Annotated in this window: 24 protein-coding genes, 6 tRNA genes and 1 pseudogene; 9 read left to right on the plus strand and 22 right to left on the minus strand. The window is 61.1% G+C overall.

Annotation, left to right across the window (positions count from 1 at the left end; translation table 11 throughout):
• The first annotated feature begins 5 nt into the window (after positions 1 to 5).
• The 3 genes from M2394_RS17005 to M2394_RS17015 all read left to right on the plus strand — a co-directional run bounded on the left by M2394_RS17005 (position 6) and on the right by M2394_RS17015 (position 3757).
• Positions 6 to 653: a MotA/TolQ/ExbB proton channel family protein gene (locus tag M2394_RS17005; RefSeq protein ID WP_259173232.1), complete on the plus strand. Its 648-nt coding sequence runs from the start codon at positions 6 to 8 to the stop codon at positions 651 to 653.
• A 51-nt stretch (positions 654 to 704) separates the two neighbouring features.
• Positions 705 to 1922 carry a phospholipase D-like domain-containing protein gene (locus M2394_RS17010; protein ID WP_259173233.1) on the plus strand — a complete coding sequence of 406 codons (1218 nt, stop codon included), beginning with the start codon at positions 705 to 707 and terminating at the stop codon, positions 1920 to 1922.
• 95 nt (positions 1923 to 2017) lie between these two features.
• A complete protein-coding gene (locus M2394_RS17015) occupies positions 2018 to 3757 on the plus strand; it encodes a dipeptidase (RefSeq protein ID WP_259173234.1) in 1740 nt (579 codons plus the stop codon).
• A gap of 55 nt (positions 3758 to 3812) precedes the next feature.
• Here M2394_RS17015 and M2394_RS17020 read toward each other — a convergent pair whose 3' ends face one another.
• Positions 3813 to 4058 carry a hypothetical protein gene (locus M2394_RS17020; RefSeq protein ID WP_176996459.1) on the minus strand — a complete coding sequence of 82 codons (246 nt, stop codon included), beginning with the start codon at positions 4056 to 4058 and terminating at the stop codon, positions 3813 to 3815.
• Between the two features lie 53 nt (positions 4059 to 4111).
• On the minus strand, positions 4112 to 5215 hold the full coding sequence (locus M2394_RS17025) for an extracellular solute-binding protein (RefSeq protein ID WP_259173235.1): 1104 nt from the start codon (positions 5213 to 5215) through the stop codon (positions 4112 to 4114).
• A gap of 138 nt (positions 5216 to 5353) precedes the next feature.
• On the opposite strand from M2394_RS17025, the gene M2394_RS17030 reads away from it, so the two are divergent.
• Positions 5354 to 6145, plus strand: coding sequence for a LuxR C-terminal-related transcriptional regulator (locus M2394_RS17030; protein WP_178921897.1), 792 nt, complete (start codon positions 5354 to 5356; stop codon positions 6143 to 6145).
• 82 nt (positions 6146 to 6227) lie between these two features.
• Here M2394_RS17030 and M2394_RS17035 read toward each other — a convergent pair.
• The 6 genes from M2394_RS17035 to M2394_RS17060 all read right to left on the minus strand — a co-directional run bounded on the left by M2394_RS17035 (position 6228) and on the right by M2394_RS17060 (position 6901).
• Positions 6228 to 6303: transfer RNA gene (locus tag M2394_RS17035), tRNA-Gly, on the minus strand.
• Positions 6304 to 6306: 3 nt separating this feature from the next.
• A tRNA-Glu gene (locus M2394_RS17040) sits at positions 6307 to 6382 on the minus strand.
• A gap of 103 nt (positions 6383 to 6485) precedes the next feature.
• Positions 6486 to 6561, minus strand: a tRNA-Gly gene (locus tag M2394_RS17045).
• Positions 6562 to 6565: 4 nt separating this feature from the next.
• Positions 6566 to 6641: transfer RNA gene (locus M2394_RS17050), tRNA-Glu, on the minus strand.
• Between the two features lie 104 nt (positions 6642 to 6745).
• Positions 6746 to 6821: transfer RNA gene (locus M2394_RS17055), tRNA-Gly, on the minus strand.
• 4 nt (positions 6822 to 6825) lie between these two features.
• Positions 6826 to 6901, minus strand: a tRNA-Glu gene (locus M2394_RS17060).
• A 358-nt stretch (positions 6902 to 7259) separates the two neighbouring features.
• On the opposite strand from M2394_RS17060, the gene M2394_RS17065 reads away from it, so the two are divergent.
• The gene (locus M2394_RS17065) at positions 7260 to 8030 is read left to right on the plus strand and encodes a hypothetical protein (protein WP_178921901.1); all 771 of its coding nucleotides are present in this window, start codon (positions 7260 to 7262) and stop codon (positions 8028 to 8030) included.
• 200 nt (positions 8031 to 8230) lie between these two features.
• Positions 8231 to 9043 carry an alpha/beta fold hydrolase gene (locus M2394_RS17070; protein WP_259173236.1) on the plus strand — a complete coding sequence of 271 codons (813 nt, stop codon included), beginning with the start codon at positions 8231 to 8233 and terminating at the stop codon, positions 9041 to 9043.
• A 39-nt stretch (positions 9044 to 9082) separates the two neighbouring features.
• Here the strand turns inward: M2394_RS17070 and M2394_RS30515 are convergent, their stop codons facing one another.
• The 4 genes and pseudogenes from M2394_RS30515 to M2394_RS17085 all read right to left on the minus strand — a co-directional run bounded on the left by M2394_RS30515 (position 9083) and on the right by M2394_RS17085 (position 13542).
• Positions 9083 to 9964 (minus strand): methyl-accepting chemotaxis protein, encoded by an 882-nt coding sequence (locus tag M2394_RS30515; RefSeq protein ID WP_372339919.1) that lies wholly within the window; start codon positions 9962 to 9964, stop codon positions 9083 to 9085.
• Positions 9941 to 11050: pseudogene (locus M2394_RS30520) on the minus strand (HAMP domain-containing protein); the annotation flags it as partial. The gene M2394_RS30515 and the pseudogene M2394_RS30520, both read right to left, overlap by 24 nt.
• 114 nt (positions 11051 to 11164) lie before the next feature.
• Positions 11165 to 12577: a PLP-dependent aminotransferase family protein gene (locus M2394_RS17080; protein WP_259173237.1), complete on the minus strand. Its 1413-nt coding sequence runs from the start codon at positions 12575 to 12577 to the stop codon at positions 11165 to 11167.
• A gap of 203 nt (positions 12578 to 12780) precedes the next feature.
• Positions 12781 to 13542: an SDR family oxidoreductase gene (locus tag M2394_RS17085; protein ID WP_178921909.1), complete on the minus strand. Its 762-nt coding sequence runs from the start codon at positions 13540 to 13542 to the stop codon at positions 12781 to 12783.
• 229 nt (positions 13543 to 13771) lie between these two features.
• On the opposite strand from M2394_RS17085, the gene M2394_RS17090 reads away from it, so the two are divergent.
• Entirely contained in the window at positions 13772 to 14779 is a 1008-nt protein-coding gene (locus M2394_RS17090) for an NADP-dependent oxidoreductase (RefSeq protein WP_178921911.1), read from the plus strand.
• 124 nt (positions 14780 to 14903) lie between these two features.
• Here M2394_RS17090 and pyrF read toward each other — a convergent pair whose 3' ends face one another.
• A complete protein-coding gene (pyrF, locus tag M2394_RS17095) occupies positions 14904 to 15602 on the minus strand; it encodes an orotidine-5'-phosphate decarboxylase (RefSeq protein WP_010211681.1) in 699 nt (232 codons plus the stop codon).
• Positions 15603 to 15861: 259 nt separating this feature from the next.
• Here pyrF and M2394_RS17100 point away from each other — a divergent pair, with 259 nt between their 5' ends.
• Together M2394_RS17100 and M2394_RS17105 are read left to right on the plus strand one after the other, a co-directional pair.
• The gene (locus M2394_RS17100; protein ID WP_178921913.1) at positions 15862 to 16626 is read left to right on the plus strand and encodes a response regulator; all 765 of its coding nucleotides are present in this window, start codon (positions 15862 to 15864) and stop codon (positions 16624 to 16626) included.
• Complete coding sequence (locus M2394_RS17105; RefSeq protein ID WP_259173239.1) at positions 16626 to 17663, plus strand: HAMP domain-containing sensor histidine kinase; 1038 nt, start codon at positions 16626 to 16628, stop codon at positions 17661 to 17663. Before M2394_RS17100 ends, M2394_RS17105 begins: the two co-directional genes overlap by 1 nt.
• 91 nt (positions 17664 to 17754) lie before the next feature.
• On the opposite strand, the gene M2394_RS17110 is transcribed toward M2394_RS17105, so the two are convergent.
• The 9 genes from M2394_RS17110 to M2394_RS17150 form a co-directional block, all read right to left on the minus strand.
• Positions 17755 to 18816, minus strand: a complete 1062-nt coding sequence (locus M2394_RS17110; protein WP_259173240.1) for an AI-2E family transporter — start codon at positions 18814 to 18816, stop codon at positions 17755 to 17757.
• 72 nt (positions 18817 to 18888) lie between these two features.
• Positions 18889 to 19707, minus strand: a complete 819-nt coding sequence (locus M2394_RS17115) for a DUF4892 domain-containing protein (protein ID WP_259173242.1) — start codon at positions 19705 to 19707, stop codon at positions 18889 to 18891.
• Between the two features lie 102 nt (positions 19708 to 19809).
• Positions 19810 to 20664 (minus strand): alpha/beta hydrolase, encoded by an 855-nt coding sequence (locus tag M2394_RS17120; protein WP_259173243.1) that lies wholly within the window; start codon positions 20662 to 20664, stop codon positions 19810 to 19812.
• Positions 20661 to 21464 carry an alpha/beta fold hydrolase gene (locus tag M2394_RS17125; protein WP_178921921.1) on the minus strand — a complete coding sequence of 268 codons (804 nt, stop codon included), beginning with the start codon at positions 21462 to 21464 and terminating at the stop codon, positions 20661 to 20663. The genes M2394_RS17120 and M2394_RS17125 overlap by 4 nt, the downstream gene beginning before the upstream one ends.
• 97 nt (positions 21465 to 21561) lie before the next feature.
• Positions 21562 to 22005, minus strand: coding sequence for a hotdog fold thioesterase (locus M2394_RS17130; RefSeq protein WP_176996475.1), 444 nt, complete (start codon positions 22003 to 22005; stop codon positions 21562 to 21564).
• A 30-nt stretch (positions 22006 to 22035) separates the two neighbouring features.
• Positions 22036 to 23691, minus strand: a complete 1656-nt coding sequence (locus tag M2394_RS17135; RefSeq protein ID WP_259173244.1) for an AMP-binding protein — start codon at positions 23689 to 23691, stop codon at positions 22036 to 22038.
• Between the two features lie 85 nt (positions 23692 to 23776).
• Positions 23777 to 24226, minus strand: a complete 450-nt coding sequence (gene sixA / locus M2394_RS17140) for a phosphohistidine phosphatase SixA (RefSeq protein ID WP_259173246.1) — start codon at positions 24224 to 24226, stop codon at positions 23777 to 23779.
• Positions 24223 to 24570: a DUF4389 domain-containing protein gene (locus M2394_RS17145; protein WP_176996478.1), complete on the minus strand. Its 348-nt coding sequence runs from the start codon at positions 24568 to 24570 to the stop codon at positions 24223 to 24225. Before M2394_RS17145 ends, sixA begins: the two co-directional genes overlap by 4 nt.
• Before the next feature lie 10 nt (positions 24571 to 24580).
• On the minus strand, positions 24581 to 25606 hold the full coding sequence (locus M2394_RS17150) for an NAD(P)H-dependent glycerol-3-phosphate dehydrogenase (protein ID WP_178921927.1): 1026 nt from the start codon (positions 25604 to 25606) through the stop codon (positions 24581 to 24583).
• Positions 25607 to 25795 lie beyond the last annotated feature (189 nt).

Consider the following 25795-nt stretch of genomic DNA (forward strand, 5'->3'; position numbering starts at 1 on the left):
TGAACATGGACATGAATGTGCTCCACGACATCACGTTTTATGTGATGTATGCCGCGATGGCCATCGCGATCTTTATCACCATCGAACGCGGGATTTTCTTCGCCTATGTGCGCCGTCAAGCGCGCGCCTTGACCGAGGTGCTGGGCGCCAACGTGCACAGCGAACGCGACCTGCCGGAAAGCTTGACCCGTCGCGACAGCCTGCCGTTGACCATGGTGCTGCCGGTGCTGGCGCAAAAAGCCAGCCACGGCTCGCGCAAGGACCTGGATGACGTGATCGAAACCCAGTACCTGACCACCCGTGCGCCATTGGCCCGCAGCCTGTGGATCATCGAGACCATCACCACCGCCGCCCCGCTGCTGGGGTTGCTGGGGACCATCCTGGGCATCATCGACACCTTCAAGGCACTGGCCAGTGCCGGCGTGTCCGACCCGGGCCAGATCTCCGGTGGTATCGGTACGGCCTTGTTCGCCACCGGCCTGGGGATCGCCATCGCGCTGTTCTGCGTGGTGTTCCACAACTTCTTCCAGGACAGCCTGGAGCGCATCAACGACCAGCTGAAAATCCTGCTGATCCGCGCAGCCACCGGTGCCCGTGTGCAGGGTGAAGTCCCACACCTGGTACCGACCCCGCTGCACAGCCGCACCGCGTAATGGTTCGGGCGGGCGCGCAATGCGCCCGCCATTTTTTACGAAGAGATCCCTATGCCCATTCCCTTGAAATTGCGTATCGCAGGCCTTGCCGGTTTGCTCCTCAGTCCGCTTGCCCAGGCGGACTTTTCAATTGCGGGTTTTGAACTGGTGCACACCGTGCCCGTGGACACCGCGCTGGGTACCGCCGATTTGCGTCAACCGGGACCGGTGTGGATCGAGCTGTTCGACGGCGCAAAAACCTCCATCGACATCGGCCAGTTCTACGTGGCCGATCACCCGGGTTCGGTGATGGACAAGGTGATCGAACACCTGGAAGCCGCAGGCAAACGCGGTGTGAAGATTCGCTTTTTGCTGGAAGAAAAAGGCATCAAGCTGTCGGAAGCCTCCACGCTGGAACGCTTGCGCGCAATCCCCAACCTGACCTTCCGCGTACTGCCTTACGGGCAACTGAGCGGCGGCATCATCCACGCCAAGTACATGGTGGTGGATGGCAAGCAGGCGTTTATCGGCAGCCAGAATTTCGACTGGCGCTCACTGGAACACATCCACGAAACCGGCCTGCGCATCAGCGACGCCAGCGTGGTCGGCCAGGTGCAGGCCATATTCAACCAAGACTGGAACGCCCAGGCCGCCCTGGCAGCGCACAAGCCCGTGCAGCTGCCGGCAAAAGGCGCAGAGCCTGCGCGCACCGGCAACTACCTGGTCGCCAGCCCGCAACGCTACAACCCGCCGGGCGTGGGTGACTCACAGCTGGAACTACCACGCTTACTGGGCGAGGCGAAAAAAGAAGTGCGTGTGCAATTGCTCGACTATGCACCGCTGTCCTACGGACCCGACCGGACACGTCCGTACTACGCAGTGATCGATAATGCCGTGCGCGCTGCTGCGGCGCGGGGGGTGGCGATCAAGCTGATGGTGTCCAACTGGAACACCGACAAGCTGGAACTGCCCTACCTCAAAAGCCTGGCCGTGCTGCCTAACGTGCAGGTCAAAATCGTCACCCTGCCCGAAGCCAAGCAAGGGTTTATCCCCTATGCACGGGTGATCCACAGCAAGACGATGGAGATCGATGGGCAAGTGGCGTGGGTGGGCACCAGTAACTGGCTGGGTGGTTATCTGGATAACTCGCGCAACCTGGAAGTGGTGATGCGCAGCGAGGCGATGGCCAAGCGTGTCGGGGAATTACACGAGCAATTGTGGGATGGCCCCTACGCTAGAGCCTTGAACGTGACCGAGGAGTACCCAGAGCCCCATCCTGGCCAGCATTGACCAAGAACACCTGACTAATGGTAGTGTGTGGAAATGTTTCTGACAGATTAATCAGAAATTTCTCACTCACCATCTGCAAAGGAATGCATCTCTCCATGCACTTTCCACTCAAAAAACTGGTGGCGGCTACCCTGTTCGCGGCCAGCCTGTCGACTCTGTCCAACGCGGCCTTTGCCAACATTACCCCAGAGCAAAGCGCGCAGATTCTGCAGCAGTTCAACGAAACATCGGTCAGCGATTTTCGCGGTTTCCTCGGCGCCCTGACCAAGGGCGACTTAGGAAAAACCAGCGACGTGGGCCCGGCAATCAATGGGTTCCTCGGCAACCAGACGCTGAACGCCGACCAGCAGAACGAAATCAACCGCCTGCTGGGCATCTACACGCGGGTGAAGTACGGCAAGGCCGCGACCGAAACCCTGCGCGAGCTGGTGGAAATCCCCACGTTCAACATTGAAGGCGTGCCGCAGTACAAGAACCCGGAATTCCTCAAGATCGCCGCCAAGATCCAGGACCTGGCAAAGGCCTTCAACCTGAACTTCCGCAACATCGACAACCGCGTGTACGAAATCTCCCTGGAAGGCAGCGGCGATGAAGTGGTGGGCATCCACGCCCATGCCGATGTGGTGCCGGTGACGCCGGAGAACTGGGTGCTCAAAGACGGCACCAAGCTCGACCCGTTCAAGGTCACGCTGATCGGCGACCGCATGTATGGCCGTGGCACCGAGGATGACAAGAACGGCATCGTGGTGGCGATGTACGCCATGAAGGTGATCAAGGAAGAAAAGCTGCCGCTGGCGCGCACCTTCAAACTGCTGGTGGACACCACCGAAGAAACCAACGGCGACGCGATTCCCTACTACTTCGAACACAACCCGACGCCGCAGTACAACCTGGCGCTGGACGGCGGTTACCCGGTGGTCATCGCCGAAAAAGGCTACGGCACGGTCATGGCGACCTTCCCGGTGCGCAAAGGCGAAGGCAAAGGCGCAGAAATCATTTCGATGACCGGCGGCATGGCCACCAACCAGATTCCATCGGCGTCGGTGGCGACCCTGCTCAGCGATAAGCCGGCCGAGCTGGCTGCCAACCTGCAAAAGGCCGGCGCTGAGTATGCAAAGCGCAATGGCGGCAACTTCCAGGTCGACGCCAAAGTGGTCGACAAGGAGGTCAAACTGACGGTCACGGGCGTCTCGGCGCACTCTTCGGAACCGGAAGCCGGCGTCAACCCTGTCGCGCGAATGCTGGGCCTGATCCATAGCCTTGAGGGCAAGGTGGCACTCAAGCACAACCACATCACCGATGCGGCGCACTATGCCGCCGACAACTGGGGCCTGGACTACCTGGGCAATAAACTGGGCGTGGGTTTCTCCGATGCCTTCATGGGGCCGCTGACCACGTCGCTGACGTTTGTGGGCCAGGATGACAAAGCCTTCAAGCTGGCGGTCAACCTGCGTGTGCCGAAGGGCAAGTCACCGGAAAAACTCAAGGCCGAAATTGCTGACAAACTCAGTGCCTGGGACAAGAAAACCAAAGTGAAGGTGGGCTTCACCTACTCCGTCGCCGAGCCGATGTATCGCAACCCGGAAGGCGAATGGGTGAAGGCCTTGTTGGCAGTGGCCAGCGAGAACCTGGGCATGAAACACGAATTTGGCACCTCGGCCGGTGCAACCTCCGTGCATGAGCTGCCCAACGGCGTGCAGTTTGGCCTGGCGCGCCCAGAAGTGAAGTACACCGGGCACACCGACAGCGAGTTCAAGACCGTCGACCAGTTCCTGCTGGACCTGCAGATTGTCACCGAGATGATGGGCCGTGTCGGGCAGTTGCCAAAGCTCTGATCACGCGATGAAAACAAAAAGCCCGCCATGATGGCGGGCTTTTTTGTTGGAAGGATCAGTTGGGTGCGAGACCGCCCCGCTCCACCAGCGCCAGCTCGGGGAATTCGAACAACAACGCCTTGTTGCCCCGGCCGATATGTTCCATCACGGCCAAGGTGATGTATTCGCGCACCATCCCGGTGGAAACGAAATACATGGCCCAGGCCTGCTCAGGTGTGCAGTGCCCAATCTGTTCCTCTATTTCCTTGTAGGCTTTGTAGTCGTCCGGCTCCAAGCCGCGTGGGCAATCGCCTCGGCGCATGATTCTTCCCTCCCTGGAATGTCTTGAAGCCGGCACAGCGTGTGAAACGCAGATCAGGTGCCGCTTTTTACCTTGGTCCAGACACGCGTGCGGATGCGCTCCAACTTCAAGGGCAAGGGCTCCAGTGGAACGAGCTCGGCGATGGTCTTTTTGTCTGGGTAGATCCACGGGTTGTCGCGCAGCTTCTGCTCGACGAACTCGGTGGCGTCCTTGTTGGCGTTGGGGTACAGCGTGTGGTTCGAGCTCTTGGCAATCACTTGCGGCTCAAGCATGTAGTTGATGAAAGCCATGCCTTGCTTGGCGTGCGGGGCATCCTTGAGCAGCACGAAGTTCTCCGACCAGACCAGGCCGCCTTCGCGAGGCAGGCTGTAGGCGATGGTGCGGCCGGTGTTGTTCTTCTCGTTGAGGGCTTGCGCCGCCAGCGCGCCGTTGGCCCAGCCGACGACGGCGCAAATGTTGCCGTCCGCCAGGTCGGCATCGATGCGCGATGAGTCGAAGTAGACGATGTAAGGGCGGATTTTCAGCAGCAGTGCCTGGGCCTTCTGATAGTCCTCAGGGTTCTGGCTGTTGCTGGGCAGCCCCAAGTAATGCAGGGCGATCGAAATGATCTCGCTCGGAGAGTCGAGCATGGCCACGCCACACGACTTGAGCTTGCTGATGTTTTCCTCTTTGAAGATCAGGTCCCAGCTGTTCACCGGCGCGTTCTCGCCCAGTGCGGCCTTGACCTTGTCGACGTCATAACCGATGCCGGTGGTGCCCCACAGGTAGGGCACGGCGTAGAGGTTGCCGGGGTCGTTCGCCGCCAGCAGGTTGAGCATGTCGGGGTCGATATGGGAATAGTTGCTCAGCTGCTTGCGGTCCAGCGGCTGGAGGACGCCGGCCTTGATCAGGCCTGGCAAGGTATTGGAGGTGGCAACGACGACGTCATACCCGGTGCGTCCAGCCATGACTTTGCTTTGCATGATCTCGGCGCTGTCGAACGGATCCATGTGCAGCCGTGAACCGGTCTTCTGCTCGAACTGCTTTGGGGTTTCCGGGGCGAGAAGGCCGAACCAGTTATACAGGTACACCCCAGGCGCTGCAGCCTGTGTCGCCGTACTGGTGCCAACAGCAAGGAGCGAGGCCAAAAAAATGGCTCGCAAATGTGATTTACTCATATGACTATCCTTGTCAAAACGATAGGCCCTCATGGCCTTCATTCGCTCGCTGGTGAATATACCGGGCATCGTTGAATAGTAAATACCTACAAATACTTACCTTTGACCTGAAAATCCCTAACCCTAAAGGGGTAGAAAATGTCGCTCGACCTTCACAACCTGGCCTGGCATCGATCAGCGGGGAAGCTGATCATGCAGTTGAATCGCCCAGCCTTCTGGAGCTCGCTGATTCGCGTACTGAATGAATATGTGCAGATCGATAACTGGGTGGTCGTGGTGTTCAGCGACCAGCAAGTGCAAGTCATCAGCCTGCCGGAAGTGGTGGACTCCGAAGAAATCGATGCCTTTATTCATCGCTATATAAAAGGGCTGTACCTGCTGGATCCGTTTTATATCGCCAACCGGGAAAACCCGCAGACCGGCTTTTTTCACCTGCTGGACATCGCGCCGGAACACTTCCTGACCACCGAGTACTACCACCAGTATTTCGCGCAATACATCACCGTCGATGAAGCGCAGTACAACGTGCAGCTCGACGCCGACCGGACGCTGTGCATTTCGCTGGGCAGCAACGTACGCTTCACCCAGGAGCAGATCACGATCCTGGACATCATCAAGCCGTGGGTCACGGCCTTGATGCATCAGCGCATGAGTTTTGAAAGCGAAGTGGAAAAAAACCTCAGCGAGCCACCGGCGTGGTCGGAAACCATTGTGCAGTTGGGCACGCAGATCACCGCCCGCGAAAAGGATGTGCTCAAGTTGCTGTTGAGCGGTTTCTCCAACAAGGAGATTGCTGGCAAGTTGTCGCTGTCGGCGGAAACCATCAAGGTTCATCGGCGCAATATCTACAACAAGCTGAACATCAAGTCGCAGTCCGAGTTGTTTGCCCGGTTCTTCATGCCCAAGCAAGAAACCCATGTGCTGAATTGAGTTCGGCGGCCCTGGGCCGCCGAAGCAATAAAACGCGCAAACAAAAACGCCGATCATCTCTGATCGGCGTTTTTGTTGAATATGGAGCGGGAAACGAGACTCGAACTCGCGACCCCGACCTTGGCAAGGTCGTGCTCTACCAACTGAGCTATTCCCGCAAATGGCGTCCCCTAGGGGACTCGAACCCCTGTTACCGCCGTGAAAGGGCGGTGTCCTAGGCCACTAGACGAAGGGGACACAAAACTGAAACACAGGGTATGTATTTCAGTGTCCAGAGATTAAACCCGAAGGTTACGCCCTGGTTTCACTCAGTGCCGCCCGAAGGCCACACTGCTTAAATTGGAGCGGGAAACGAGACTCGAACTCGCGACCCCGACCTTGGCAAGGTCGTGCTCTACCAACTGAGCTATTCCCGCAAAATGGCGTCCCCTAGGGGACTCGAACCCCTGTTACCGCCGTGAAAGGGCGGTGTCCTAGGCCACTAGACGAAGGGGACACACAACTGAAACACATGGTGTGTATTTCAGTGTCCAGAGATTAGGCCCGAAGACCATGCCCTGGTTTCACTCAGTGCCACCCGAGGGCAACACTGCTTAAATTTGGAGCGGGAAACGAGACTCGAACTCGCGACCCCGACCTTGGCAAGGTCGTGCTCTACCAACTGAGCTATTCCCGCATATTGGCGTCCCCTAGGGGACTCGAACCCCTGTTACCGCCGTGAAAGGGCGGTGTCCTAGGCCACTAGACGAAGGGGACACACGTACAACTTCACTGCTTAACCGCGTTTCGCTGTGTGCTTTACGCGTTAAGTGGCGCGCATTCTATGGATGGATTGAAAGGTCGTCAACCCCCAAGGATAAATTTATTAAAATCAATGACTTCGCCCCGCTTTCCGGGCCTTGGCGCACATTCTGCCCGTCCAGGCTTTGACGCCTATATTCTGGCGCCCGACAAGGCGTTATAGTCCACACTAGCAAATGATGGCAATGTGCATCTATGCAGGGAACGCTTACCTATATAGAAGAAACTACCTGGGCAACTGGTCGATCAGTCCTATCCGCCAGATGGCTCAGTCACTACACTCCACTGCAAACCCTATTAAGAGGTCACACCGGTGACACCACTCATGATCACCCTGCTGGTAATAGCCGGGATCGTAATACTGATCGCCATTGGCTACATGAACCACGTGGTGGAAAACAACAAACTGGAAAAGAAACGCACCGAGATCGAACTCAATGATCGGCTACGTCGTTGCGGCGAAATCACCGAGACCTTTCCTGGCCAGTTGATGAGCCCGGCGCTCAAGCTGTTGCTGACCCGTCTGGAGCTGAACGTCAACCAGCGCCTGTTGAACCTCAACAAGGCCAGTGCCCCACTCAAGGCGCGCATCACCGAGTTGAGCGCCTTGATCGCCCAGGGCGAATCGATCCCGGTGACCAACCCGCCCGCGCCGATCCAGACCGAAGCCAAGGCCAAGGACGTGCGCTTCCTGCTCGAAGCCCTGCACGGCCAGGTCACCCGCGCCGCCCAGGACGGTTTCCTGCCGGCCAACGAGGCCAAGCACTGGATCAAGGAAATCCGCCATATCCTGGTGCTGCTGCACATCGAATTCTTCAACAACCTCGGCCAACATGCCCTGCAACAAGGCCAGCCCGGCCAGGCGCGCCTAGCGTTCGAGCGGGGCGTGCAGTATTTGCGCAAGCAGCCCGAACCGGTGGTCTACAGTGCGCAGCTGCAATTGCTGGAGAAACAATTGGCCCGCGCCAACTCCACCGTGCTGACCAACAGCAAACCGGCTGAAGATGAGGTCAACGAATTGACCGAAGGCCTGAAAGTGGTCGACGCCGACGCCGACTGGAAAAAGAAAGTCATCTACGACTGATTGTAGTGAGCGGGCTCGCCCCGCGCCGCGTCGTATCAGGCACCGCAGTGTGTCAGGTGTGGCGCCGCGCGGGGCGAGCCCGCTCACTACAACTGCCACAGACAGCACATCGCCACGATATGCCATCACTTTGCATCTATCCCCCCGCCCCCGAGTAGCGTAAAAAAGTGCCCCTCACTCCGTGAAGCCAGAGGCCTGTTATGCCCGTCGCCGTGATTGATGGACAACCGCTGCATTATGTCGACCAGGGCACCGGCCCGGTCGTCCTGCTGGGCTCGAGTTACCTGTGGGACCGCGACATGTGGGCTCCGCAAATCGAAGCCTTGTCGCAACAGTACCGTGTGATTGTTCCTGAGCTGTGGGGCCACGGCGAGTCGGGACCGCTGCCGGCGGCTACCCAATCCCTGGACGATCTCGCCCGCCAGGCCCTGGCCCTGCTGGACCAATTGGACATTGCGCGGATCAACTTGGTGGGCCTGTCGGTCGGTGGAATGTGGGGCGCACGCCTGGCATTGCTCGCGCCAAAGCGCATCAACAGCCTGGTACTGATGGACACCTACCTAGGTGCCGAGCCCGAGGCCACGCGCCAGTATTACTTCTCGCTGTTCAAGATGATCGAAGACGCCGGCGCCATTCCCGAGCCGTTGCTGGATGTGGTTGCACCGATCTTCTTTCGCCCAGGCATTGACCGTGAGTCAGCGCTGTACCAGGGCTTTCGCGCCGAACTGCAAGCCTTCACGCGGGAACGCCTGCTGGACAGCATCGTGCCACTGGGCCGGCTGATCTTCAGCCGTGCAGACATCCTGGACCAACTGCCACGCCTGGACGCCGACACCACCCTGGTGATGTGCGGCGAACAAGACAAGCCTCGTCCCCCTGCCGAATCTGCGGAAATGGCCGAACTGATCGGCTGCAGCCTGATCCTGATTCCCGAAGCCGGGCACATCTCGGCCCGGGAGAATCCGGATTTCGTCAACGAAGCACTGCTGACGTTCCTCGCCAACAACGCCTGATCGCCCTCCCGCCCTTTGATCGCCACCTGCACCGTGCGATCAAAGGCGGAAGTGCCCCACCATGCCCTGAAGTTCGGTACCCAGTTGCGCCAACTGGATGCTCGATGCGGCATTGCCTTGCATGCTCAGCGCCGACTGGTCGGCACTGGCGCGAATGCTGGTGACGCTGCGATTGATCTCTTCGGCCACCGAGCTCTGCTCTTCGGCCGCCGCAGCAATCTGCTGGTTCATCTGCTGGATCAAGGACACGGCGGCAGCGATGCTGCCCAGTGCGCTCTCGGTTTCCAATGCATCGCTGACCGCCAGCTTCACCAGCTCGCCACTCTGCTGGATCTGCTGAACCGACGACTGCGCCGCACTGCGCAAGGTGCTGACCAGTCGCTCGATTTCCTCGGTCGATTGCTGGGTACGCTTGGCCAGTGCCCGCACTTCATCGGCGACCACCGCAAAACCACGGCCCTGCTCCCCTGCCCGCGCCGCCTCAATGGCGGCATTGAGTGCCAGCAGGTTGGTCTGCTCGGCCACGCTTTTGATCACACTCAACACGGTGCCGATATTCTGGATTTCCGCACTCAGGCTTTCGATGCTCGCGCTTGCGCTGGTGCTGGAGGTGGCGAGCAATTCGATACGCTGCAAGCTCTGGCGTACCACTTGCTGGCCGCTATCGACCTTGTCGTCGGCGGTCTGTGCAGCCTGGGCCGCTTCTTCGGCATTACGCGCCACGTCGTGCACGGTGGCGGTCATCTGGTTCATCGCCGTGGCCACCTGCTCGGTCTCTTCCTTCTGGCTGCTGACCTCGACATTGGTCTGTTCAGTGACACTGGACAGTGAATGGGCCGACGCCGCCAGTTGCTCGATCCCGGCCTGCAACCCGCTGACCATCTGGCTCAGCCCGTTGCCCATCTGCTGCATTGCCTGCATCAGTTGGCCAATTTCATCACGACGGTTGACCTCCATGCGCCCGCTCAAATCGCCGGCGGCAATTTGCTGGGCCACCGCGATCACACTGCGCAGCGGCGCAACGATCAAGCGGGTAATCACCCATGCCGCGATCAACCCCACCAACAGGGCCAGGGCCGACGAACCGATGATCAGCACCGCGCTTTTCTTCAATTGCGCCTGCATCGACTGGTCTTCCGCGTCATAGGCCTGGTTCACCCGGCTGACCACCTGGTCGGCGCGATCATGCAATTGCTTGTAGACGACTTTTTCCTGGGCCAGCAGCCCGGTGTATTCGCCAAGCTTTTCGCTGAACGAAGCGATATGCCCGGACACTTCATTGAGTACCGTCTGGTAGCCGGCATCCTTGACCGAGGTTTTCAGTTGTTCGACTTGAGCCAGGGCCTGGTCGGCCTGTTCGATCTTGCCTTGTTCAGCGTCGTCCGCATCGACCTTGCGGCTCTGGTCCAGACGCACCCGCGCTTCGTTCATGGCCTGCAGCATCAGCCGCGACACCTGGCTGACCTGCCCTGCCTGCTCGATAAACTCCGCGCCCTCCTTGCCCTGGCTTTCCTTGAGCCCATAGGCACCGTCGTCGGCCAGGCCAGCCTGCAACACATCAAGGTTGTTGGCCACGCTGGACACCGACCAACTGGCCATTTCCAGGGCCAGGTCCTTGGTTTGGGTCAACTCGACGAACTCATCGAACGCCTTGCGATAGGCGGCTAGCGCCTGCTCGACGTCGGTCATCACCGGCACATTCGCGGCGGACTGGGCCTTGAGGCTGGCCGCCAGCGCAGCCAGCGCGTCGACGCTCTCGTGCAGGGCGTCAACGGCTTTCGGGTCGGCATGCAGGGCGTAGTCCTGCTCGATCAGGCGCACCTTGAGCAAGCCGCTGTTGAGCGAGGACATCGCCTTGAGGCCTTCGAAGCGCTGGCCGACGGTCTGCAGGGACCAGACACCAATCGCCGCCACCAAGGCTGTCAGCAGCAGCACCAGGGTAAAGCCCAAGCCCAGTTTTTTTGCCATCCCGAGGTTGGCGAAACGTCGTTGCACGGCCGAAATCATTGCACTTGAGTCCTCTTGCAATGGCAGATGCCATCAAGCCCGATTTACCAATGGCGAGATTCGCAACCACGGGGCACTGACACAAGACGCTGGCGCCGGAATAATGGCAAAAAGCTACACGCTCGTCGTTTTCAGGATGGTCGAGGTCGGCCTGGCAGGCCCCATGGCGCGGAACAACGCCAGCGCTCGCTGATCATCAGCATAGGCCACGTTGATGCGCAGCCAGTCACTGAGTTCACCACTGGGGCTGAACAGCGCACCGGGTGACAGCAACACGCCGAGCCGTCGAGCCTGCGCGTGCAGCCGTGAAGGGTCCGCTACGCCGGGCTTGACCCACAGGAACATACCTCCCGAGGGTATGGCGAACACCTGCCACTCCTCGTCCTCCAGCACTTGCAGGGTAGCGGCCATTTGCATGCCCAGGCGCTTGCGCAAGCGCTGCACCCATTTGCGATACGTGCCATTGGCCAGCAGCGAGGCAACCACTGCCTCGGCAAACCGCGAGGTGCCGATGCCGGTCAAGGTCTTGAGGCTGGCCAGTCGGGCAACGATCGCGGCGCTGGCACTGAGGTACCCCACACGCAGGGCACTGCTCAGGGTCTTGGAAAAGCTCGACACATAGATCACCCGCCCCTCATGGGGCAGCGCCGACAGCCGCACGCAACTGGCGTGTTGCAAGTCGCCATAGATGTCTTCTTCGATGATCAGGAAGTCTTCGCGGCGAGCCAGTTGCAGCAAGCGCTCGGCGACCTCGCGGCACAAGCTGGTGCCAGTGGGGTTGTGGTACAGGCCATTGATGAACAGGCACTTGGGCCGATGGTGTTGCAGCAATGCCTCCAGCGCCGGGATATCCGGACCGCCGTGGGTACGCGGCACTTCCAGCAGATGGACGCCATGAAAGGCCAGTTGGCGAAAGAGGTTGCCGTAGCCCGGGGCCTCGACCACTACCGTATCGCCCGCCTTGAGTAGCGTGCGTATCAAAAGATCCTGGGCATGGCTGGCACCATGGGTGGTGAGAATGCACTCCAAGCCAGAGGCCACCTGCATGTGGGTCAGGCGCTTGAGCAATTGTTCTCGCAATGCCGGCAACCCCAGCGGCGTGCTGTAGTTGAACAGACCTGCAGTATCGGTACGGCTGACCTCGCGAATTGCATAGCTGATGTCATCGCTTTCACGCCAGGCGTCCGGCAGCCAGCCACACCCCAGCTTCAGCTCGCCCAGTGGGCCGTCGGTAAAAGTCCCCCATGCCTGCTCGGCACCTTCATACCATTGGGTTTCACGAGACGCCGCTGGCGGGGCCACCATAAAGCCTGAACCCTGCCGAGGTACAAGCAACCCTTGGGCCACCATGCGCTCGAATGCCTCGACCACATTGGACTGGCTGACCAGGTTATCGAGCGCCAGCTGCCGCACGGACGGCAAACGTGTGCCCGGGGCTGCCCCGCTCTTGCGAATCCATTGCGCCACCGCGCTGACAATCTGCTGCACCACCGGTACAAGAGCCTGTCGATCGATCCCTAAATCCATGAGCCACCCACTTCAACTGTCTGTTATTCAACCCGCAAGAGTTAAGCACAGAAGCGTTGTTCGGCCCTCTACCAAGATTTACTAAATTATTGATTTAATTGAATTATTTACTTAATGACACACAATCGATCACGGCTTTTTGCCAGCTATGGAAATGCCCCACGCCACCCAAAACGTTTTCGAATGGCGTGCGACGTACAGTCCTAGATGGCCGTCGCACCACCATCCACCGCCAGCGCCTGGCCCGTGGTGAACGCAGCACCATCACTGCACAGGTAAAGCACGGCACTGGCGATTTCCTCGACCTTGCCAATGCGCCCTACCGGGTGCATGGCCGCCGCAAACTCCGCCTTGCGCGGGTCGGCCTCGTAGGCACGGCGGAACATGTCGGTATCGATGACCGCCGGGCATACCGCATTCACGCGGATTTTCTTTTTTGCGTACTCGATAGCCGCCGACTTGGTCAGGCCGATCACCGCATGCTTGGACGCCGCATAAATGCTCATCTTCGGCGCCGCGCCCAACCCTGCCACCGACGCGGTGTTGACGATCGCCCCGCCGCCCTGGGCCAGCAGCAGCGGCAGCTGGTGCTTCATGCACAGCCAGACGCCCTTGACGTTCACGCCCATGATGGCATCGAACTCGTCCAGGCTGCCGTCGGCCAGCTTGCCCTTCTCGATCTCGATTCCAGCATTGTTGAAGGCATAGTCCAGACGACCATAGGCCGTGAGTGTCTGTGCCATCAACTGCTGCACGTCCGCCTCCAGGGTGACGTTGCAGCGCACGAAGAGTGCTTCGCCACCAGCCTGCCGGATCAGCGCGACGGTGCCCTCACCGCCCGCCACATCCAGGTCGGCAACCACTACTTTCAAGCCTTCGGCGGCAAATGCCAGCGCCGTGGCGCGGCCAATACCGGCGGCAGCGCCAGTCACCAGGGCCACCTGGCCAGAAAACGTCATGCTCATGGGGAGATGTCCTATGCAAGAAATAACCGTGGGTCGAGTCTAGCCAACCCCGGGACAGGCACGTCAGCACTATCAGAAGGCCGGTTGGCGCTGCATGAACCGCAGTGATAAAGCTGCCGGGCGCACTATCATCAATGCCTATCGCCGGGCATTCGCTCCCCTGGCTGAGCTTGCCCTCCCACGGTTGAGGGTCTATCACTCTGGGTTCACTTCCAACAGAGTCCTTGCCATGACTGCCCAGACCAACCGCCAGTTCCTGCTCGCCAAACGCCCGGTCGGCGCGGCCACGCGGGACACCTTCACCTACCAGGAAGTGCCGGTGGGCACGCCCGGCGATGGGCAGGTGCTGGTGCGCAACGAATACCTGTCCCTGGACCCGGCCATGCGCGGGTGGATGAATGAGGGCAAGTCCTACATACCTCCCGTCGGTATCGGCGAGGTGATGCGTGCACTGGGCGTAGGAAAAGTAATTGCCTCGAACACCCCGAAATTTGCGGTGGGGGACTACGTCAACGGCGCTCTGGGCGTGCAGGATTACTTCCTCGGCGAGCCACGCGGTTTCTATAAAGTCGACCCGAAACTCGCCCCACTGCCACGTTATTTGTCTGCACTGGGCATGACCGGCATGACCGCCTATTTCGCCCTGTTGGACACGGGGGCGCCGAAGGCAGGCGAAACCGTGGTGATCTCCGGCGCAGCTGGCGCGGTGGGTAGCATTGCCGGGCAGATCGCCAAGCTCAAAGGTTGCCGCGTGGTGGGCATTGCCGGGGGCGCCGACAAGTGCAAGTTCCTGGTGGACGAACTGGGCTTCGACGCCGCGATTGATTACAAAAGCGAAGACGTGCCCGCCGCCCTCAAGCGCGAATGCCCCAAAGGCGTGGATGTGTATTTCGATAACGTCGGCGGCGATATTCTCGACGCGGTACTCAGCCGCCTGGCACTGAAGGCGCGTGTGGTGATCTGCGGTGCGATCAGCCAGTACAACAACAAGGAAGCCGTAAAAGGCCCGGCCAACTATTTGTCATTGCTGGTCAATCGCGCGCGCATGGAAGGTTTTGTGGTGATGGACCATGCGGCGAACTTTGCCGCTGCCGGTCAGGAGATGGCGGGCTGGATGGCCCAGGGCAAGCTCAAGAGCAAGGAAGATATCGTGGAGGGGCTGGAGACGTTCCCGGAAACGCTGATGAAGCTGTTCAACGGCGAGAATTTCGGGAAGCTGGTGCTCAAGGTCAGCTGACATCCCCTGGATCTAACTGTGGGAGCGGGCTTGCTCGCGAAGGCCGTGGATCAGTCTACTCATTCGTTGACTGACACACCGCCTTCGCGAGCAAGCCCGCTCCCACATTTTAAATCGGTGACCGTCAGGCGATTTCGGCGACGACTGCAGCCAATGCCTTGGCAGGGTCGGCAGCCTGGCTGATCGGGCGACCGATCACCAGGTAATCGGAACCTGCGTCCAGCGCCTGGCGCGGGGTCAGGATGCGGCGTTGGTCATCCTGGGCGCTGCCTGCAGGACGAATCCCCGGGGTCACCAGTTGCAGTGATGGGTGGGCGGTCTTCAGGGCCTGGGCTTCCAGCGCCGAGCATACCAGGCCATCAAGGCCGGCTTTCTGCGCCAGGGCTGCCAGGCGCAGGACCTGCTCCTGCGGCTCGATATCCAGGCCGATACCGGCCAGGTCTTCGCGCTCCATGCTGGTCAGCACGGTCACACCGATCAGCAGGGGTTTAGGGCCGCTGCGCTGCTCCAGCACTTCGCGGCACGCACTCATCATGCGCAGGCCACCGGAGCAGTGCACGTTGACCATCCACACGCCCATTTCGGCCGCGGCCTTGACCGCCATGGCGGTGGTGTTGGGAATATCGTGGAATTTCAGGTCGAGGAATACTTCGAAGCCTTTGTCACGCAGGGTGCCGACGATTTCGGCGGCGCAGCTGGTGAACAGTTCCTTGCCGACCTTGACCCGGCAAAGCTTGGGGTCCAACTGGTCAGCCAGCTTCAGTGCGGCGTCACGAGTGGGGTAATCCAGGGCGACGATGATAGGAGTCTGGCAGACGGACATTGGAATGGGCTCTCAGGCAAGTCGAAATCGGCGCGGATTGTAGCGCAAGCGGCGCCGTTGCGGGATCCGATGATCGGTAAATACTGACAGACCGCCTTGTGGCGGCCATTTTCGCCAATTGTATCGAGCCCGATACATTCACGACATGCCCTCAACACGCCCCCCGGCTAGCCTCGCCCCCATGACCGACCGTCCAGCACTTCCAGACATGGGGCTGGACGCCTATGCTGACAGCAACAACCAGGCAGATGATCGCACTATGCATACTTCTTCAGTCTCAGTGAACGACGAGCAAAAGGGCGCTGTGATCGCCGACGAAAAGCGCTGGAACACCCGCGCCCTGATCGTCGATGACGATGTGCCGATCCGCGAGCTGCTGATCGATTACCTGGCACGCTTCAACATTCTTGCCGTCGGCGTAACCGACGGCGCCGCCATGCGCCAAGCCATGCAGGCCGAAACCTTCGACGTGGTGGTGCTCGACCTGATGCTGCCGGGTGAAGACGGCCTGTCCTTGTGCCGCTGGCTGCGCGGCGAATCGGACATCCCGATCCTGATGCTCACCGCACGCTGCGAACCCACCGACCGCATCATCGGCCTGGAGCTGGGCGCCGACGACTACATGTCCAAGCCCTTCGAACCGCGCGAACTGGTGGCACGCATCCAGACCATCCTGCGTCGGGTGCGCGATGATCGCACCGAGCAACGTGCGAATATCCGCTTCGACAACTGGCGCCTCAACAGCGTGCTGCGCCAGCTGGTGGCCGACGATGGCCTGGTCGTGCCGCTGTCCAACGCCGAGTTTCGCTTGCTGTGGGTATTCATCGAACGCCCGCGCCGGGTACTGAGCCGGGAACAACTGCTGGACGCTGCCCGTGGCCGCTCCATCGAGGCGTTTGATCGCAGTATCGACTTGCTGGTCTCGCGCCTGCGCCAGAAGCTGGGGGATGATCCCAAGGCACCGCAGTTGATCAAGACCGTGCGCGGCGAAGGCTACCTGTTTGACGCGCGGGATATCGGCTGATGCGCAACGCCTTCAATACGCTGTTCGGCAGGCTGTTCGGCGTATTGCTGGTGGCCATCGTATTGGCACACGTGCTAGCCATTTTCTGGTTTCACCACTATGGCCCGCCGCCACCACCGATAGGTGAGACCTTCGTACAGCAGGCGGACGGAACATTCACTCCCATCCATAAGAAACACCCTCGCCCATGGTTTGGCGGCCCCGTGGTGCCGCTGACCTTCCAGTTCATCTCGTTGATCATCGCGGCCTGGTATGGCGCCAAGCTGTTGAGCCGGCCGATCCAGCGCCTCAGCGCGGCGGCCGAGCGCTTGAGCGTCGACCTCGACAGCCCGCCCCTCAATGAGTCCGGACCGAGGGAAGCACGACAGGCGGCGTCCACGTTCAATATGATGCAAAAACGCATTCGCGAGCAGGTCAGCCAGCGCGCGCGCATGCTCGGCGCGGTCTCCCACGACCTGCGCACCCCGCTGTCACGCCTCAAGCTGCGTCTGGAACAGATCGAGGACACCAAGCTGCAAGGCCAGATGCGCCAGGACCTGGACGACATGATCGGCATGCTCGACGCCACCCTGAGCTACCTGCACGAACAACGCACCAGCGAAACCCGGCACTGGCTCGATGTGCAGGCGCTGGTGGAGTCCCTCAGTGAAAACGCCCAGGACCAGGGCTGCGACGTGCAGTTCTCGGGCACCTGCGCGCCCCTGCAAGTGCAGCCGATGGCACTGCGTTCATGCCTCAACAACCTGATCGACAACGCCTTGCGCTACGCCGGCACCGCCCGCGTGGAACTGGCGGACAGCAAGGGCGCGCTGGTGATCCGCGTGATCGACCACGGCCCGGGGATTGCAGCCGATAAACGCGAGGCAGTGTTCGAGCCGTTTTTCCGGCTGGAAGGTTCGCGCAACCGCAATTCCGGTGGCGTCGGCCTGGGCATGACGATTTCCAAGGAAGCGGTGGAACGCCTCGGCGGTCACCTGAGCCTGGAGGACACCCCAGGCGGCGGCTTGACCGCCGTCATGTGGTTACCAAGAGCCTAATGGCTGGCACGGCCCCCTGTAGGAGCTGGCTTGCCTGCGATGGCGGTCTGTCAATTTGCCAATAAGCACCTGACAGGCCGCCATCGATCAGTCAGATCGATTTATCCTCCCGGCGGCCCTGGGCCTGGGTCGCACTCCAGTCCATCAACAGGCTGTAGGCCACCGCGAGCAAGGTCGGGCCGATAAACAGGCCGATAAAGCCAAAGGCGATCAACCCGCCGAACACCCCCAGCAGCACGATCACCAGCGGCAGGTTGCCACCCCGGCTGATCAGGTACGGCTTGAGCACGTTGTCGACGCCACTGATGATGAACGTGCCCCACACACCGAGGAACACCGCGTAGGTGTAGTCGCCTTTCCACGCCAGCCAAGCGGTTGCCGGGATCCACACCAGCGGCGGGCCCATGGGGATCAGGCTGAGCAGGAAGGTCACGATGCCCAGCACCAAAGCGCCCGGTACACCTGCGATCCAGAAACCGATCAGCGCCAGCAAGGCCTGAGCGGCGGCAGTGCCGATGACGCCGTTGACCACCCGTTGCACGGTGCCGGCCACCAGTTCGATGTAGTAACCGGCACGCTCGCCGATCAGGCGTTCCAACAAGCGATGCACGAAGGTCGCCAGGCGCGGCCCGTCACGGTAGAAGAAAAACACGAACACCAGGCTCAGGGTCAGCTCAAGGATGCCGCCGCCGATCTGCGCGCTGCGCGCCAGTAGCCAGTTACCCACTTGCCCCAGGTAAGGCTTGATGCTGACCATCAGCGCCGCCCCCTGCTGGTCGATGCTGTCCCAGGTCGCCACCAGCCGCTCACCGATAAACGGGATCGAACCGAGCCAGGTTGGCGCTTCAGGCAGACCGTCAACCTGGATGTCCTTGATCAGGCCCACGGCGTCGCGCACATGGTCGGCCAGGTTGAAGCCCAGCCACACCAGCGGCACCGCCACCAGCAACATCCAGACCAGGGTCAGGATGCCCGCCGCCAGGGACTCACGGCCTCCCAGCCAACGGGTGAGCAAGCGCATCAGCGGCCAACTGGCAAACGCCAGCACCGCGCCCCAGAACAGCGCCGACCAGAACGGAGCCATCACCCAGAAGCTGGCACCAAACAGCACCAGCAGCAGGATTTGCACCAGCAGGCGATCGTTATTGAGCATCGGGTATCTCGAAAAGGTGTCTGTAGGAAGAGAGCTTAGGCGAACGGCGCGGGTCCGTTCGCCCGGTCACGCCTAGCGTATCAGATGCAGGTGCAGGCCCTTGACCGCACCGGTGCCGGTTTCCAAGCGGGCAGCGCGCACGCCGCTGTCAATCAGGCCCTGGCGCCAGGCCTCGGCCGTAGCGCCGGTCAGGCTTACGCGCAAGGTGGCGTCGAGGTTCAAGCCACGGGAAATGAGCGTGAGCCAAGTGGCATCGGGTTCGCCCCCCAGCGCCGGGAAGTCCAGCTCGCCGGTGCTTTTCAACTCACGCAGCAAGGTGGCCGAGGTGGGCAGCAGGTCGCCCAGTGGCGCGCTGGCGTCCAGCTGTTCCACATGCAGGTAGGCGCGGCGGTTTCCCCGGGTGATGCCATACAGCGCCACCAGGGAATTCTCCTGAGGGGCGGCCAGGCGCAGCAGCAGGTATTCCTGCTGGCCGTCGGCGCCCACCAGTTTGGCATTGCCGAACACCTCGTTGGCCCACAGGCTGCTTTCGCCGCAATCACGGGCCTGGCACCAGAACAACAGTTGCGCGCCCTTGGCCTGCAGCGCTTCACGGGTTGCGGTAAACGCCGCGCTGGAGGTGTGCTCGGGCGGCAGTTCGTAGGTAATGGCGGTGGTTTGCCCGCGCGCCGTGGCCTGGCCTTCATAGCGCAGCTGGCCGCTGATCTTGCGGATCGCGCCCATGGGGTAGATGCGTTCTTTTTCTTCGGCGGGGCGGTAGTCGACAATTTGCGCGTCGACCTGACGGGCCACGGTGGGCAGGTCCCCGCTACCCGGTACGTCGGCGGCGAACACCAAGGGGCTCAGCAGGCTCAGCCCCAGGACACGGAAGCATCCTTTACGCACGCTCATCGGATCAACGCGCCTGGGCCACTGGAGGTCGAAGCAGTGTTGAGATTGTTCATGGTTGACTCCCTTTCAATCCGCCCAGCCTCGGCAGTTGACCCCGCCAAGTCAAGGCGTGGAGAAGAACCGATTGAAACAGTCTGCAACAAGGATCGCACCGGGCTCGTCATTCAGGTGCAAATGATGGCCGCCTGGCAGCGTGGTCACGGTGAAGGGTAGCTGAGAAAGCAATTCGGGATGTTTCGCCAACATGCCGTCAGCGGCAACCACCAACTGCGTGGGGCAACCGACGCGTCGCACGAAAGCCATCGCCTGCTCATCCGTCAGACGCATCGGAGAGGCCAGCGTCAAACGGCTGTCGGAACGCCAGGTGTATCCCCCCGGCACCGGCATCAAACCACGCTGGGCCAGCAGTTCGGCGGCTTCGCGACTGACCGCCACCACCCCTTTCATGCGCGCTTCCACGGCACGGTCGAGGCTGCCGTACACCGGTTTGCGTTTGTCCTGCAGGCTCAATTGCGCCTGCAAGGCCATGCCCAAGCGCTCGGCGGCGTTCTCGCCACTGGCGGTTGGCGGGATCACACCGTCGATCAATCCCAAGTGCGTCACCCGCTCCGGCAAGGCACCGGCCAGCACCAGGGAAACGATGGCGCCGAGGGAATGGCCAAGTAATGCAAAACGTTTCCAACCCAGCTGTTCGGCGACTTGCAGCACATCGTGGACGTAATCCCACAACGCATAACCTGACCCAGCAGGACGATGCGCCGAATGCCCGTGGCCGGCCATGTCCAGGGCGACGATGCGCAATCCGGTCAGTTTTGGCGCCAGGCGCGCAAAGCTATTGGCGTTGTCCAGCCAGCCATGCAGGGCGATGACCGGCAAACCGTCTTCGGGACCAAACAAGTGTGCCGCCAGCTCGATATGCGGCAGGCTCAGGCGGACTTCCTCGACCGGCGTGCTCATGCGCAACTGCGCTCACGGGCTTCCCAGCGGGAGAACAGGTTCTTGATCAAGGTGGCGGTGTCCTGTGGACGCTCAAGCGGGAACATGTGGCCACCGGGCATGGTGAGCATCTCACCCATGGGCAGGCGGTCGACACCGCTGGCATGGTGGCGCATCACCACTCGGCTCTGGCGACCGCGCACCACCGCCAGCGGCACCTTTAATTGGCGCACCTGGCCGGGGCTGGTGTGAGGCACACCGCGGTAGATGCTGATTTCAGTGGCCGGGTCAAAGCGCAGGCGCAGGCGATCACCGACCTGTTGCAAGCCATGTTGCAGGTAGGCGTCGAAGCATTCGGGGTCGAACCCGCGAAACAGGGTTTTACCGGCGAAATAGCTGCGCGCGCAAGCCAGGTCAGTGAACTCTTCACGACGGCCCAGGGTGCGTCCAGCCGGTGTCAGGCGGTCGATAAAACCAAAGCGTTTGGCCGCGCGAATCACCCAGCGATCGGCCCGGGTCAACACCGGCGAATCCAGCATTACCACGCCGCGATACAACTGCGGGCAACGCATGGCCGCGTGCAAATGCAGCACGCCGCCCAAGGAATGACCAACGCCCCACACGGGTTCAGGTTGCAGCTCCAAGTGGTGGATCAGTTCGTCCACCAGGTTCTGCCAGTTGTCGTCCACCGGGAACCTGGGGTCGTGACCGTGCTGCGGCAAGTGAGCCACCGCGTATTCCGGAGCCAGGGCAGCAAACAACTTGCCGTAGGTGGCCGAAGGGAAACCATTGGCGTGGGCAAAAAACACGTGCTGCGACATACGGGATCCATCTACAAAAACAGAAATGAATTGTCACCAGCCCCGGGCAGCACAGCAATGACTGTAACTGCCAGGAATGATGACACTCACGCCATGCCTATCGCGCCGGCGGTTGTTCGCCCAGCGGCACCACGGCCATGGTCAGGCGTGAAACGCAGCTGGCCTTGCCCTCATCGCTGGTCAGGCGGATGTCCCAGACCTGAGTCGTACGGCCGATATGGATCGCTCGCGCCACCGCCGTCACCCGCCCGCTGCGCACACCCCGCAGGTGGTTGGCATTGACCTCCAGACCCACGCAATAGAATTTTTTGGGGTCGATGCACAGGTAGGCCGCCATGGAGCCGACGCTTTCAGCCAGCACCACCGAGGCGCCGCCGTGCAGCAGACCATAGGGCTGGTGGGTACGGTGATCGACCACCATGCTGGCGGTCAGGGACTCTTCATCAAAACTTTCAAAACGGATATCCAGCAATTCACCGATGGTGTTTTTCTGGATGGCATTGAGTTGTTCGATGTTGGGTTGGGTGCGCCACAAACTCATGGGTCAATCCTTTTTGGTTTTATGATGGCCCTAATCCTGCCACAGAACGGTTTCGGAACGCTCGCTCCAAGTCGGTAATTGTTCACCGTAAGTCGCCTCGATCACGCTGCGCTTGATCTTCAACGTAGGGGTCATAAAACCGTTTTCCACCGCCCAATTGTCGTTGACCACCACCAGGTGCCGCAGACGTTCATGCTTGTCCAACGTCTGGTTGACTTGTTCCAGCCAGCGCTCAAGGGCGCCCTGCAGCACTTCACGAGCCTCCGCCTGGCCAACGGCCGACAGCACGCACAACCCCATCGGGGCAATCAGGCCATCCCCCACCACGCACACTTGTTCGATGCGGGCATGTTCGGCCAGGCGGTTTTCAATCGGCGCCGGGGCCACGTACTTGCCCTTGCTGGTCTTGAAGATTTCCTTGAGGCGCCCGGTCAGGCGCAGGCGGCCCTCGGCGTCCTGCTCGCCCTTGTCGCCGGTGCGCAGGTAGCCATCGTCAGTGAGGGTTTCAGCGGTTTTCTGCGGGTCCTTGAAGTACCCCAGCATCGTTGCGCCGCTGCGCACCTGCACCTCGCCCGACGGGTCGATGCGCACCTCAACGCCAGGGCATGGCTGGCCGATCCAGCCAAGGGTCTGCAGGCCCGGGCGCGACACATGGGAATATCCGCAGGCTTCAGTCATGCCGTACACCTCCAACACGTCCAGCCCCAGGCGCTGATACCAGCGCAGCAACGCCTCGGGCACGGGCGCGGCGCCGGACAGGGCAATGCGCAACGCATCCAGCCCCAGGCCCGCCAACACCTTATGGCCGACGCGCTTGCCGATAAAAGGCAGGCGCAGCAGGGTTTCCAGGCGCTTTTCCGGGACCTTGGCGTAAACGCCCATCTGGAACTTGGTCCAGATGCGCGGCACGCCGAACAACGCGGTCGGGCGCGCCCGGCGCAGGTCGGCCAGGAAGGTGTCGAGGCTTTCGGCGAAAAACACCGTTTGCCCGGTATAGATCGCGGCCATTTCCACAAACATCCGCTCTGCCACATGGCACAGCGGCAGGTAGGACAACAGCCGGTCGCCCTCCCCCAGGCCGAATAATTCGGTACCGCGGGTGGCGGCAAAACCCAATGCGCCGAAGGTTTGCATCACGCCTTTGGGCAAGCCCGTGGTGCCGGAGGTATAGATGATGGTGGCGAGGCTGGAGGCGTCAGGCGCGGGGTTGTCCTGGATGGGCGAACACTTTTGCAAGTCGGCCCAAGTGAAATCGAAAGTGCCAGCCGGGCACAACGGCAGGCTGATGGTCGGCAAACCGTGTGGAATACCGGGCGCCATGGCAGGCCAATCGTCGAGCTTGCCGATCAGCGCCAGCGCCGCCTCGGAATGGGTGAGCACATGGGCCACCGAGTCGGCGGTGAGGTTGGGGTACAGCGGCACCGAGACGTGCCCAGCCATCCAGATCGCCAGGTCGGCGATGATCCAGTGGGCGCAGTTTTTGGAAATCAGGGCGATGTGCGAGCCCTGGGGCAGCTCTCGGGCGCGCAGCCAGTGGGCGGCGCGACGGGCTTGCTGGCCGACCTCTTCCCAGGTGAGGGTTTGCACCTCCCCGCCGCCAACGGGCTGCACGAGAAAGGTTTTGCGCGGGTGCCGCGCTTCACGTTCGAAGAAGACCTGCAACGGCAAACGAAAAGCGACAGGCATGGGACGCGCTCCTTTGTGTTCCGATGATAGCCAACCAAGCACTTGCTTGGTTGACTATATAGCACACAAAAAGCGGCGATCGTTCCTACGGATTCTTTACGCTAACCAGGCTCATCAGCCCCGCCAGCGGAAAGTCGCCCTCCAGTTCCGCCAGGCTGGCGGTGTGCATCGGTTGCGGCTGGCGTTGGTGGCCGTGCTGCAAAAAGCTGATCAGGCTACCCACCAGGGGCTGGTGGCTGACCAGCAGCACATTGTCATCGGTGTCGAGTTTTTCCAGCACCTGCAACGGGTTACCTTCGGGGGTCAGCCACGGCACCGTGCGGATCTCCGGTTCGAAACCCAACGCATCGCGCACTAAATGTGCGGTCTGCTGCGCCCGCACATACGGGCTGGCGATGATGACGGCGATGGGCTGGCCGATCAGGTGCGCAGCGCTGCGCAAGACTTCGCCACGGCCATGCTCGGTGAGGTTGCGTTCGGCGTCGGTACGGGCGTGCCCTTCGGCCTCACCGTGACGCAAGATCCACAGCTTCACAGTTTTGGCTCTTCATCGCGGGCCGGGTGCGGCGCAGGCGGCACGCTGTGAGCAGCTTCGCCTTCAGGTGCGCGTGGGGTCGGCCAATCGGCGAACGGCCAAGGTTTCTGCTCGGTATGGAAGCTGCCGAAACGGCCGATCTGCGCGAGGAACTGGCTGAGGCTGTCGCCAAAGTTCATCAAGCCCAGGTTGGGCGCGCTGTAGACCAGGCGATAAATCAGTTGCACCACCACCAGCGCACCCAGCAGGAATTGCGCGACTTGCCACACCAGGGCAAACACCAGCATCCATAGAATGCGCAGCAGGATGGACTCGTATTTAGGGGCGTCTTTCGGGTCGTTCATGGCGCGTTCCTCAGTTGAAACCACTGGTGGAAATAAAGTCGACATCGGTTTTCGGCTCGGCCCGCATCAGCAGCTCGATGACCTGGTTCAAGGTGCGCCCTTCAAACAGGATCGCGTGCAACCCGGCGACCAGCGGCATGTACACCCCAACTTCCTGGGCCTTGGCCTTCAGGACCTTGAGGGTGTTGACCCCTTCGGCCACTTCGCCCAGGCGCGTCACCGCGTCTTCCAGGCTCAGGCCCTGGCCGAGCGCGAAGCCGACCTGATAGTTACGGCTCTTGGGCGAGGAACAGGTCACGATCAAGTCGCCCACGCCGGCCAACCCCAGGAAAGTCATCGGGTTGGCACCCTGGTTCACCGCAAAGCGCGTCATCTCGGCCAGGGCGCGGGTGATCAGCATGCTCTTGGTGTTTTCGCCCATGCCGAGGGCGACGGCCATGCCGGCAATGATTGCGTAGACGTTTTTCAGCGCACCGCCCAGTTCGACGCCAAAGCGGTCGCTGCTGGCGTAGACACGAAAGGTGCGGCCATGCAGCACGGCCTGGACGCGCTCGCATAGGGCCTCGTCTTCACTGGCGATGACCGTGGCGGTCAGCGCGTGCTCGGCCACTTCCCGCGCCAGGTTCGGCCCGGACAGCACGCCGATGCGCGCCTTGGGGGCGATCTCTTCGAGGATCTCGCTCATCAGCTTGAAGGTCTGCGCCTCGATGCCCTTGGTCAGGCTGACCAGCAGCTTGCCCGCCAGGCGCTCGGCATGGGGCGCCAGCACCGAGCGCAAGGCGCTGGAAGGCAGCGCCACAAAGCACAGGTCGCAGGCGGTGAGGGTTTCGAGCAAGTCGGTAACCGGCTCAACGGCCGGGTGCACCTTGATGCCTTTAAGGTAACGGGGGTTTTCCCGGTGGACGCGAATGGCCTCGGCCTGCTCGGGATCACGCATCCACTGGCGTACCGCGTGGCCGTTCTCAGCCAGCAGGTTAGCCACGGCGGTACCAAAACTTCCGCCTCCCAGGACCGCAATAGGGCGCTGTTCAGTCATATGCAATCCGTTAATCCATACCAGTGGCGATGGCGGCATTATACGGGGCGACCCGCTTGCGGCCAGCCCCCGTGTCAATTCACGCGCTTGTCGGAAAATGCCATGCCTGTGTGAAGTAAATGCAAGGGCGGCGACTGGCAAAAGGCCCCGCCTCGGTTAACATGGGCGGCTATCCGTAATTATCAAGGC

Source organism: Pseudomonas sp. BIGb0164 (assembly GCF_024810135.1).
In the GTDB taxonomy this organism is placed as follows: domain Bacteria; phylum Pseudomonadota; class Gammaproteobacteria; order Pseudomonadales; family Pseudomonadaceae; genus Aquipseudomonas.